We start from the raw sequence: 11,463 nt of genomic DNA on the forward strand, positions 1-11,463 counted from the left end.
TGCCGTCGGGCACGGGGAAGCTCGCCGCCAGTTCGAGGGCGGCGTCCAAGTCGGGGACGTGCTGGCGACCGTCGTGACCCTGCTCAACCCGGGCGTGCTGATGATCGCGGGCGATCTGGCCGGAACACCGTTCCTCACCGGAGTGCGGGAGCTGCTGTACCAGCGGGCGCTGCCCCGCTCCACGGCCCACCTGGACGTCGTCACCTCCCGGCTGGGCGAGCGGGCGGGGCTCATCGGAGCGGGTGCGCTGGTCGTGGAGCACCTGTACACGCCGCGGCGGGCGGAGGAACGGCTGCTCGCCCTGGGCGTGTGACGTCGGTGTTTCCCGTCCGCGTCGCGGTCCGCATGGTGAAATCCCGTCCGCTGTGGCAGCGTGATTCTCGCCACCCTTGATAAGGGTTGCGCTCAGATGAGCGGATCAAGCGCGGTTGCATTTCTCCAAGGGGTGGCACTCGGTGCCACCCCTTGATCGTTCATCGATCGAACTCAATCGTGCTGGGTCCCGCTCGGATGAGCGGGAAATCGCATCCGTTGGCCCCTGTGCATTCAAGAAGTGAAAACATCAGCCCGGCTTGGCTTGCCAAGCTTTGACTTTCGATCCACTGGCGGACGAGTGGTTACAGGCGCATGACGCGCAAGTGGACGTACCCATGTGCCTTCGATCTGGGTATGTTCCTCGCCGTCAGGGCAGCCACCGTGGCCTCAAGGAGTCGAGACCCGTGTCGGAAAACAAAGAACCCCACGTAGCGAAGTTCGTTTACGACTTCACCGAGGGCAACAAGGACCTCAAGGACCTCCTCGGTGGCAAGGGCGCCAACCTCGCCGAGATGACCAACCTGGGTCTTCCGGTTCCTCCCGGCTTCACCATCACCACCGAGGCCTGCAAGGTCTACCTGGACAGCGGTGAGGAGCCCGCGGCACTGCGTGACGAGGTGAGTGCGCACCTCGACGCCCTCGAGGCCCGCATGGGCAAGAAGCTCGGCCAGCCCGACAACCCGCTGCTGGTGTCGGTCCGCTCGGGCGCCAAGTTCTCCATGCCCGGCATGATGGACACCGTCCTGAACATCGGCCTCTCCGACAAGTCGGTGCAGGGCCTGGCCAAGCAGGCCGGCGACGACCGCTTCGCCTGGGACTCCTACCGCCGCCTCATCCAGATGTTCGGCAAGACCGTCCTCGGCGTCGACGGCGAGCTCTTCGAGGAGGCGCTGGACAAGGCCAAGGAGGCCAAGAAGGTCACGGTCGACACCGACCTGGAGGCCGCCGACCTGAAGAAGCTGGTCACCGCCTTCAAGAAGATCGTCAAGAAGGAGGCCGGCCGGGACTTCCCGCAGGACCCGCGCGAGCAGATGGACCTCGCCATCAAGGCGGTCTTCGACTCCTGGAACGGCGACCGCGCCAAGCTCTACCGCCGCCAGGAGCGCATCCCGCACGACCTCGGCACCGCCGTCAACGTCTGCTCGATGGTCTTCGGCAACCTCGGCCCGGACTCCGGCACGGGCGTCGCCTTCACCCGCGACCCCGCCTCGGGCCACCAGGGCGTCTACGGCGACTACCTGCAGAACGCCCAGGGCGAGGACGTGGTCGCGGGCATCCGCAACACCGTCCCGCTCGCCGAGCTGGAGCAGATCGACAAGAAGTCGTACGACCAGCTCATGCAGATCATGGAGACCCTGGAGAACCACTACAAGGATCTCTGCGACATCGAGTTCACCATCGAGCGCGGCCAGCTCTGGATGCTCCAGACCCGCGTCGGCAAGCGCACCGCCGGTGCCGCCTTCCGCATCGCGACCCAGCTCGTGGACCAGGGCCTCATCGACGAGACCGAGGCGCTCCAGCGCGTCAGCGGCGCCCAGCTGGCGCAGCTGATGTTCCCGCGCTTCGACGAGTCCGCCAAGGTCGAGAAGGTCGGCCGGGGCATCGCCGCCTCGCCGGGCGCCGCGGTCGGCAAGGCGGTCTTCGACTCGTACACCGCCGTGAAGTGGTCCCGCTCCGGCGAGAAGGTCATCCTCGTCCGCCGCGAGACCAACCCCGACGACCTCGACGGCATGATCGCGGCCGAGGGCATCCTCACCTCGCGCGGCGGCAAGACCTCCCACGCGGCCGTCGTCGCCCGCGGCATGGGCAAGACCTGTGTCTGCGGCGCCGAGGAGCTGGAGGTCGACACCAAGCGCCGCCGGATGACCGTCCCGGGCGGGCACGTCGTCGAGGAGGGCGACGTCATCTCCATCGACGGCTCCAGCGGCAAGGTCTACCTGGGCGAGGTCCCGGTGGTCCCCTCCCCGGTGGTGGAGTACTTCGAGGGCCGTATGCACCCGGGCGCCGACGACGCCGACGAGCTGGTCGAGGCCGTCCACCGCATGATGGCCTTCGCCGACCGCAAGCGCCGGCTGCGCGTCCGCGCCAACGCCGACAACGCCGAGGACGCCCTGCGGGCCCGCCGCTTCGGCGCCCAGGGCATCGGCCTGTGCCGCACCGAGCACATGTTCCTCGGCGAGCGCCGCGAGATGGTCGAGAAGCTGATCCTCGCCGACACCGAGGAGGAGCGCGAGGCGGCCCTGCGGGAGCTGCTGCCCCTGCAGAAGAAGGACTTCGTCGAGCTGTTCGAGGCGATGGACGGCCTGCCCGTCACCATCCGCCTGCTCGACCCGCCGCTGCACGAGTTCCTCCCCGACATCACGGAACTCTCGGTGCGCGTGGCCCTCGCCGAGTCCCGGCAGGAGCCGCACGAGAACGAACTCCGCCTCCTCCAGGCGGTGCACCGCCTGCACGAGCAGAACCCGATGCTCGGCCTGCGCGGTGTCCGCCTCGGCCTGGTCATCCCCGGCCTGTTCACCATGCAGGTCCGCGCGATCGCCGAGGCCGCGGCGGAGCGCAAGACCGCGAAGGGCGACCCGCGCGCCGAGATCATGATCCCGCTCGTCGGCACCGTCCAGGAGCTGGAGATCGTCCGCGACGAGGCCGACCAGGTCATCGCCGAGGTCCAGGCGGCGACGGGCACGGAACTCAAGCTCGCCATCGGCACGATGATCGAGCTGCCGCGCGCCGCGCTGACCGCCGGCCAGATCGCGGAGGCCGCGGAGTTCTTCTCCTTCGGCACGAACGACCTGACGCAGACGGTCTGGGGCTTCTCCCGGGACGACGTGGAGGCCTCCTTCTTCACGGCCTACCTGGAGAGGGGCATCTTCGGAGTGTCGCCCTTCGAGACCATCGACAGGGACGGCGTCGGCTCCCTGGTGAAGGCGGCGGCGGAGGCCGGACGGCGGACCCGCCCCGACCTCAAGCTCGGCGTCTGCGGCGAGCACGGCGGCGACCCCGAGTCGGTCCACTTCTTCCACGAGGCCGGCCTGGACTACGTCTCCTGCTCCCCGTTCCGCATCCCGGTCGCCCGGCTGGAGGCGGGCCGCGCGGCCACGAACTCGGCGGGCAGCGACCACCGATAGGCCCCACGGCCACCGGACCCCGGAGCCGTCGTCGGTCCCCGACCCTCAGACCGATCGACGACGGCTCCGGCACACCGGAAGCGGGCGGCACCCTGTGCGGGGGTGCCGCCCCTTCGTACATCGTCCGCGGCGACCGTCAAGCTGCCTCGCTGCCCGAAACTGTGATCAGCTTTCCCCGACCTTGGTTCACCAACAGCGTGTCCTGGACGAGTCGCCGATCAGTCGATGCGGTCGCTCAGGCCCAGTACCTTCGGGCAGTCGCCGGGGAAGTTCTTGGGCATGCCCGGCACGTCGATGGTGCGCCCGTACACGCCGGCCAGGAACTCGACGGCACCGACCGGGAACTCCGTCCAGTCGCCGTTGTCTCCGCGGACGACCACCGGCCAGGCGTCCGGGGCCGCGGGGCTCGTCCTCCAGTAGAAGGAGTCCCCCGAATTGGACGACGCCCAACTGATCAGGCCTCCCGGCTGCGGGAAGGGAACGTAGTCCTCGGTGTCGCCCATCTCGTACAGATCCTGAAGGATCTCGTCCTCCCGGCCCGCGGAGGCCCACCACGCCTCGGCGCCGGGCAGCGGAACGGACACCATGAGGAAGTCGTCGACGACCAGCACCGGGTACGCCTCCGCCAGGCAGCGGAAGTCGGAGGGCAGCGCCGTCCCGAGGTCCGCCTCAAGGGCAGCCCAGTCCACGCCGCGCCTCCCAGGCACACGCCACGGCGTCATCGCCGGAAGCACGGCCTCCAACTCCTCGACCTTCAGCATGTCCTTTGCCAATCCCGGCTGTTCTGGACCACGACGCTGTCGAACAATACTGCGGAACCCTGCGGGGGTGCCGCCCCTACGCGTCGCTCACGAGGGCACTCCCGCCCCAGCCGCGGTCAGTTCGGCCACCTCGTGGGTGATGTGGATGCCGAGGTAGACCTCGAGCGCGGACCGGTCGCGGGCGTACAGGAGCGGGGCGTTGACACGGCGGTAGCCGTCGTCCCATTCGGCGGTGCCGCCCGCCGGGTGGAAGTGCTGGACGACCACCTCCGGAAGGTAGGTGATGCAGCCTGCCTCCTGGCCGAGGATGAGCCAGTAGTTGTCCATGTACATGTGCGTGAGCACCGGGGGCGCCATGTGGCCCAGCCGGCGCACGATGTCGGTCGTGACGGCGAACTGGGAGCACAGCGCGGCGCCCTGGATGAGGTCGTCGCCGTAGACGATGCCGGGCAGCGCGGCCAGCGCGTCGAGGTAGGCGGCGTCCCAGCCGTGCGTGCGGGGCCGGTGGTCGTCTCCCATGAAGCCGATCGCGTCGGGCTCCGGCGCCTCGCCGAGCAGCACACGCGCCGCCCGGTTGAGCGCGGAGATCATGGTGCCGCACGGCTGTGTCACCAGCCGGACCGGGAATCCGGCGGCGTCGGCCTCGCCCAGGGCGTCCCGGTACGCGGGGTACTCCGGGTCGTCCTCGTCGACCGCGAACAGCAGCCGGGTGTCGGAGGTGCAGGTGGCGCGGAACGCGGCGGCCAACTGCGGCAGGGTGTGCGGCCGGCCACGGCTCGGGACGATGACGGTGAGGTTCGGCACGACGGACTCTCGCTTCGGGTGCGGGGCTGGCTCAGGTGGGTCCGGGCGCCGGCCCGGGGCGAACCGGCGTCCGCGTCAGGAGTGGACGTGGACGGGGGTGGCGGGCTGCGGCAGGCGTGCCAGTTCCGCGTCGACCATGATGCGGGCGAGCTCCGGGGCGTGCACGGTCGGCCGCCAGGACAGGTCGCGCTCGGCCGCCGAGGCGTCGCCGATCAGGTCGGGGACCTCCGAGGGCCGCAGGTAGCGCTCGTCGAAGCGGACGTGCTTGTCCGGGTCGAGTCCGACGTGGTCGAAACAGAAGCCCAGGAAGTCGCGGACGCTGTGACTGGTGCCGGTGGCGACGACGTAGTCGCCGGGCTGCTCGCGCTGCAGCATCCGCCACATGGCGTCGACGTACTCGGGGGCGTAGCCCCAGTCACGGCAGGCTTCCAGGTTGCCGAGATACAGGTGGTCCTGCTCACCGCGGGCGATCCGTGCGGCGGCGCGGGCGATCTTGCGGGTCACGAAGGTCTCGCCGCGGCGCGGCGACTCGTGGTTGAAGAGGATGCCGTTGACCGCGAACATCCCGTACGCCTCCCGGTAGTTCCGGGTGATCCAGTACGCGTAGACCTTGGCGGCGGCGTACGGGGAGCGCGGGTGGAAGGGAGTGTGCTCCGACTGGGGTGGCGGGCTCATGCCGAACATCTCGGAGCTGGACGCCTGATAGAACCGGCAGGGCAGCCCGGTCATCCGGATCGCCTCCAGGAGGCGCACGGTGCCCAGGCCCGTGGTGGAACCCGTGAACTCCGGTTCGTCGAAGGAGACCCGGACGTGTGACTGGGCGGCCAGGTGGTAGACCTCACCGGGTTGCAGCCGCTCCAGCAGGGTGGTGAGGCGGCTGCCGTCGGCCAGGTCGCCGTAGTGCAGCACGAGGCGGGCCCCGTGGTCGTGCGGATCCCGGTAGAGGTGCTCGATCCGCTGGGTGTTGAAGGCCGACGAGCGGCGGATCAGCCCGTGGACCAGGTAGCCCTTGGCCAGCAGCAACTCCGCCAGATAGGAGCCGTCCTGACCGGTGATGCCGGTGATCATTGCGATCTTGGCAGACATGCGCGAACCCTAGCCAGGCAAATCGGGCGAACTGTGGTTCATTGGGCTGGCGTGTTGGGTCCGCCCCCGCCGGGTGATCCCGCGCCGTAGAGATGTCGCGGTTCCAGCCGAAGGAGAACGGCAGATGCAGGGCTGTGCCCATCCCGGACGGATGGCCGGCCCCACGGCGAGTGAGGTCACCGCGGCACGGTGCCGGGAGGTCCGCCGGCCGCTGGACCGTTCCGCGCGGGTGTTCGTGGCCGGCGGCCGCGGACTGGTCGGCTCGGCCGTGCGCCGGTATCTGGCGCGGAAGGGATTCACGGACGTGGTCGGGCCCGGCTCCGCACAGCTCGACCTGCGTGAGCGCCGAGCCGTGTTCGACTGGTTCGCGGCCCAGCGGCCCCACGTGGTCGTGCTGGCGGCCGCCCGGGTCGGGGGCATCAGGGCGAACGCCACCCACCCCGCCGACTTCCTGTCCGACAATCTGCGCATCCAGGTCAACGTGCTGGACGCGGCGCTGAGACACGGGGTCGAGGGGCTGCTGTTCCTCGGCTCCAGCTGCATCTACCCGAAGCTCGCCGATCAGCCCATCCGCGAGGAGGCGCTGCTGACGGGTGCGCTGGAGCCGACGAACGACGCGTACGCCATCGCCAAGATCGCGGGAATCCTCCAGGTCCGGGCGGTGCGGCGCCAGCACGGGCTGCCGTGGATCTGCGCCATGCCGACGAACCTCTACGGACCCGGTGACAACTTCCATCCCGAGCACTCCCACGTACTGCCCTCGCTCATCCGGCGGTTCCACGAGGCCCGCCTGGCAGCCGCGCCGCGCGTGGTGAACTGGGGCACCGGGACGCCGCGTCGCGAGTTCCTGCACGTCGACGACCTGGCCCGGGCCTGTCTGTGTCTGCTGGAGCGGTACGACGCGGACGAGCCGGTCAACGTCGGAACGGGCACGGACCTGACGATCCGGGAGACCGCGGAGATCGTCGCCCAGGCGGTCGGTTACCGGGGCGCCGTCGAATGGGACGCCTCCCAGCCGGACGGCACCCCGCGCAAGCTCCTGGACTCCTCCCGGCTCGCCGCCCTGGGCTGGACGCCCCGCATCGGGCTGCGTGAAGGGGTGGCCCGCACCTACGAGTGGTACGTGGAGAACCTCGCGGCCGGCACCGTACGGCACTGACGCGGTCCGGCGCCGGGGGCCCGATCGCCGTGGGCCTTTCGGGGACGATGCCGCGCGGGTCCCTCACCGGTCCTTGGCGAACGATCACGACCGGTACATCCTGGGGCCCGACGATTCCCCCGGCCCTCGGAAGGACCAGGCCCATGCCCGGCTGGACCGCGTACGACATCCCCGATCTGGCCGGCCGTGTCGCCGTCGTCACCGGGGCGAACAGCGGGCTCGGGTTCGTCGTCGCGCGGGAGCTGACCCGGAAGGGGGCCCAGGTGGTGCTCGCGTGCCGGAGCGAGACGCGGGGGAGGGCTGCGGCCGACCGGATCGAGGACGAAGTGCCGGCGGCACGGCCCGAGTTGCGGCGGCTGGACCTCGGGGACCTGGGGTCGGTGCGGGACTTCGCGGAGCGGCTGCCGTACGACCGGCTCGATCTGCTCGTCAACAACGCCGGGGTGATGGCGCCTCCGTACGGGAGGACCACCGACGGGTTCGAGACGCAGTTCGGGGTCAACCACCTCGGGCACTTCGCGCTCACGGGGCTGCTCCTGCCGAGGCTGCTCGCCGTCCCGGGCGCCCGGATCGTGACCGTGTCCAGCATGATGCACGCCCTGGCCGGCATCGACATCCGCGACCTCAACAGCCGGCGGAAGTACCGGCGCTGGGTCGCCTACGCCCGTTCCAAGACCGCGAACCTGCTGTTCACGCATGAGCTGGCGCGCCGGCTCGCCGTGCATGACTCCGCCGTCGTCGCGGCCGCCGCGCACCCGGGGTACGCCGCCACCAACCTCCAGACCGCCGGGCCGCGGGCCGAGGGGCGGCGGACGGCCGAGCGGATGATGGAGCTCGGCAACCGGGTGTTCGCCCAGTCGGCGGAGGCCGGAGCGCTGCCCACGCTGTACGCGGCGACCGCCCCCGGCGTACGGCCCGACGCCTTCTTCGGGCCGGCGTTCGCGGGGTGGCGGGGCGCGCCCGCGCCGTCCCGGCGGGCGCCCTGGACCGTCGACGACGCGATCGGCGAGCGGCTCTGGGACGCGTCCGCGCGGCTGACCGGCGTCGCCTACGACGCCCTGGCGGGGTGACGTGCCGACAGCCTCCCGCGCGCGGTCACGCGGCGCTTCCGCGCGCCGGCACACCGCCGTGGCCCCTCTTTCGTAATCACCGCGCATGGTCGGTCGTTGGGCCGTGCATCGATGACGAACGGCAGGGGGCACTGATGACGATCAGCCGCAGGGCGCTGCTGGCCGCGGGGGCGGGCGCCGGGCTGCTCACCGCGTGCGGGTCGAACACCGGACGCGGCGGCGGGGGCTCGGGAACCCGGCTGTCGCAGTGGTACCACCAGTACGGCGAGACCGGCACCGAGCAGGCGGTCGAGCGCTATGCCGCCGCGTACCGGAGGGCGCGCGTCGAGGTCCAGTGGCGGCCGGGGAACTACGACCAGCAGACCGCCGCCGCGCTGCTCACCGGCTCCGGGCCCGATGTCTTCGAGGTCGACGGGCCCACGCTCGACCAGATCCGGGGCGGGCAGGTCGTCGACCTGACCGAGCTGCTGGACGGGGTCAGGGACGACTTCACTCCGGCCGTGCTGACCCCGAAGACGTACGACGGGAAGGTGTGGGGGATCCCGCAGGCCATCGACACGCAGCTGCTCTACTACCGCAAGAGCCTGCTGAGGGACGCCGGGGTCGAGCCGCCCACCACCCTCGACGCGCTCGTCGACGCGGCGGGGAGACTGACCAGCAGCAAGGTGAAGGGGCTGTTCCTGGGCAACGACGGTGGGGCCGGTGTGCTCGGCGGAACGCCCTTGTACGCGGCCGGACTCCAGCTCGTCACCGAGGACGGCGGGGTCGGCTTCGACGACCCTGCCGCCGCCCGCGCCCTCGGCAAACTGCACCGGCTTCATGCCGACAAGTCCCTCCTCCTCGGCGCGCCCGCCGACTGGTCCGACCCGTCCGCCTTCGTCCAGGGGCTGACCGCGATGCAGTGGTCCGGGCTGTGGGCCCTGCCGCAGGTGCGGAAGGAGCTGGGGGACGACTTCGGGGTGCTCCCGTTCCCACCGGACGGCGCCGGCGGCCGGCCCACCGTGCCCGTCGGCGCGTACGGCGCCGCCGTCAGCGCGCGCAGCGGCCACAAGGCGGCCGCCAAGGACTTCGTGAAGTGGCTGTGGGTCGAACGGACCGACTACCAGGAGGACTTCGCGCTCTCCTACGGCTTCCACATCCCCGCCCGGACCTCCCTCGCGAAGAAGGCCGCCCGGCTGAGGTCGGGACCGGCCGCCGAGGCCGTCCGCCTCGCCACCGAACACGGCTACGCCCAGCCGCTGCTGTGGACACCGGCCGGCCGGACGGCCTACCAGGACGCGCTGAGCCGGATCATCACAGGCGGGGCCGGTCCCGAGAGCGAGCTGCGTGCCGTCGTACGGAAGGTGTCCGCCGAACTCGATCGCGTGAAGAACGCGAAGAGGGCCTCGTGAGGACGCGGTGAGGCGCAGAAGGGCCCTGTGGTTCTGGGTCTTCGTCGGGCCGTTCGCCGTCGGGCTCGCGCTGTTCACCTACGTTCCGCTGCTGTGGAGCGTGGGCCTGAGCTTCTTCGACGCGCACAACACGGTCACGCCCACGCACTTCGTCGGTCTGGACAACTACACGGCGATGCTCGGGGACGACGCGTTCGTCGGCAGTCTGCGGACGTTCCTCGTCTTCACCGCCTTCATCGTCCCCGTCACCTACGTCCTGTCCCTCGCCCTCGCCCTGATGGTCAACCGCGTCCGAAGGGCGCGTGCCTTCTTCCGGTCGGTCTTCTTCCTGCCCGCCGCGTGCAGCTACGTGGTGGCCGCCCTGATCTGGAAGACGTCGGTCTTCAGCGGGGTGCGGTTCGGGCTGGCCAACACCGTGCTGGGCTGGTTCGGGGTCGATCCCGTCGCCTGGCTGTCCACCACCGATCCGCCCTGGTACTGGCTGGTCATCGTGACCGTACGGCTGTGGCTGCAGGCCGGGTTCTACATGATCCTGTTCCTCGCGGGGCTCCAGCGGATCGACCCGGTGCTCTACGAGGCGGCCGCCGTGGACGGGGCCCGGCCGGGCTGGACGGTGCTGCGGCACATCACCCTGCCCCGGCTGCGGGCCACCTCGGTCGCGGTGGTGCTGCTGCTCGTCGTCAACGCCTTCCAGGCCTTCGACGAGTTCTACAACCTGCTGTCCGACGCGCGGGGCTATCCGCCGTACGCCCGGCCGCCGCTCGTCCACCTCTACTACACCGCCCTCGGGCAGGGACAGGACCTGGGGCTCGGCAGCGCGGGCGCGGTGATCCTGGCGCTGGTCGTCGCGGTGGTCACGGTGGGCCAGACTCGGTGGCTGAGGCCGGGGAGGACGGACGCCGATGGATGACGCCCTGGTGCGGGCCGGGCGGGCGCTGCGGGCGGCGCTGCTCGTCGCGCTGGCCCTGCTCTTCCTGATCCCCTTCTACCTGCTGGTCCGCAACGGGCTGGCGAGCGAGCGGGAGATCACCTCACCCGGCTGGACCTTCCTCCCGGGCGAGGTCAGGTGGGGCAACGTACGCGAGCTGTTCGAGGACCCGTCCGTGCCGTTCGCCCGCTCCCTGCTCAACTCCGCCCTGATCGCGGTCGCCACGACGCTCGGCACGCTCGTGCCGGCGTCCCTCGCGGGGTACGGCCTCGCCCGCATCCCCTACCGGCACGCGAACAAGGTCTTCCACGGCATCCTCGGCACCCTGCTGGTCCCGGCCGCCGTCACCTTCGTGCCGAGCTTCGTGCTGGTGTCGTCGCTGGGCTGGATCTCCACGCTGCGGGGGCTGATCGTCCCGACCCTGTTCTCCGCGTTCGCCTGCTTCGTGTTCCGGCAGTACTTCCTCGGATTCCCGCGGGAGCTGGAGGACGCGGCGCAGGTCGACGGGCTCGGGTACTGGCGGACGTACTGGCTGGTGGTCGTGCCGAACGCGCGGCCGGTGTTCGCTGCGGTCGGCACGATCGTGTTCCTCGGCGCGTGGAACTCCTTCCTGTGGCCGCTGGTGATCGGGCAGGACCAGAGCGCCTGGACGGTGCAGGTGGCGCTGTCCTCGTTCACCACCGCCCAGGTCGTCCGGCTGCACGAGCTGTTCGTCGCGGCGGCCGTGTCGGTGCTGCCGCTGCTGCCGGCGTTCCTGTGCTTCCAGCGGTGGATCGTGGCGGGGGTGGAGCGGTCGGGGATCGACTGAGCGCTCCCCGCCGCCC

At 70.8% G+C, this 11,463-nt stretch carries 9 protein-coding genes and 1 pseudogene; 7 read left to right on the forward strand and 3 right to left on the reverse strand.

All coding sequences use genetic code 11. From position 1 onward, the window contains the following. Positions 1–313: pseudogene (locus ACWEN3_RS10295) on the forward strand (sugar kinase); the annotation flags it as partial. A 406-nt stretch (positions 314–719) separates the two neighbouring features. Beyond that, a complete protein-coding gene (gene ppdK / locus ACWEN3_RS10300) occupies positions 720–3,440 on the forward strand; it encodes a pyruvate, phosphate dikinase (protein ID WP_452968123.1) in 2,721 nt (906 codons plus the stop codon). Between the two features lie 218 nt (positions 3,441–3,658). On the opposite strand, the gene ACWEN3_RS10305 is transcribed toward ppdK, so the two are convergent. The 3 genes from ACWEN3_RS10305 to gmd all read right to left on the reverse strand — a co-directional run bounded on the left by ACWEN3_RS10305 (position 3,659) and on the right by gmd (position 6,091). Beyond that, positions 3,659–4,129 (reverse strand): SMI1/KNR4 family protein, encoded by a 471-nt coding sequence (locus ACWEN3_RS10305; RefSeq protein WP_452968125.1) that lies wholly within the window; start codon positions 4,127–4,129, stop codon positions 3,659–3,661. A gap of 159 nt (positions 4,130–4,288) precedes the next feature. Next, on the reverse strand, positions 4,289–5,005 hold the full coding sequence (locus tag ACWEN3_RS10310) for a glycosyltransferase family 2 protein (protein WP_452968127.1): 717 nt from the start codon (positions 5,003–5,005) through the stop codon (positions 4,289–4,291). 75 nt (positions 5,006–5,080) lie between these two features. Then, positions 5,081–6,091 carry a GDP-mannose 4,6-dehydratase gene (gene gmd, locus ACWEN3_RS10315; RefSeq protein ID WP_452968128.1) on the reverse strand — a complete coding sequence of 337 codons (1,011 nt, stop codon included), beginning with the start codon at positions 6,089–6,091 and terminating at the stop codon, positions 5,081–5,083. A gap of 151 nt (positions 6,092–6,242) precedes the next feature. Here gmd and ACWEN3_RS10320 point away from each other — a divergent pair, with 151 nt between their 5' ends. From ACWEN3_RS10320 to ACWEN3_RS10340, 5 genes are all read left to right on the forward strand, one after another. Further along, positions 6,243–7,250, forward strand: a complete 1,008-nt coding sequence (locus tag ACWEN3_RS10320) for a GDP-L-fucose synthase family protein (RefSeq protein ID WP_452968180.1) — start codon at positions 6,243–6,245, stop codon at positions 7,248–7,250. A gap of 143 nt (positions 7,251–7,393) precedes the next feature. Continuing rightward, entirely contained in the window at positions 7,394–8,320 is a 927-nt protein-coding gene (locus ACWEN3_RS10325; RefSeq protein ID WP_452968130.1) for an oxidoreductase, read from the forward strand. A 134-nt stretch (positions 8,321–8,454) separates the two neighbouring features. Then, on the forward strand, positions 8,455–9,711 hold the full coding sequence (locus ACWEN3_RS10330) for an ABC transporter substrate-binding protein (protein ID WP_452968133.1): 1,257 nt from the start codon (positions 8,455–8,457) through the stop codon (positions 9,709–9,711). A gap of 7 nt (positions 9,712–9,718) precedes the next feature. Further along, positions 9,719–10,621 (forward strand): carbohydrate ABC transporter permease, encoded by a 903-nt coding sequence (locus ACWEN3_RS10335; protein ID WP_452968135.1) that lies wholly within the window; start codon positions 9,719–9,721, stop codon positions 10,619–10,621. Next, positions 10,614–11,447 carry a carbohydrate ABC transporter permease gene (locus ACWEN3_RS10340; protein ID WP_452968138.1) on the forward strand — a complete coding sequence of 278 codons (834 nt, stop codon included), beginning with the start codon at positions 10,614–10,616 and terminating at the stop codon, positions 11,445–11,447. The genes ACWEN3_RS10335 and ACWEN3_RS10340 overlap by 8 nt, the downstream gene beginning before the upstream one ends. Positions 11,448–11,463 lie beyond the last annotated feature (16 nt).

It is taken from the genome of Streptomyces sp. NPDC004561 (genome assembly GCF_053602155.1).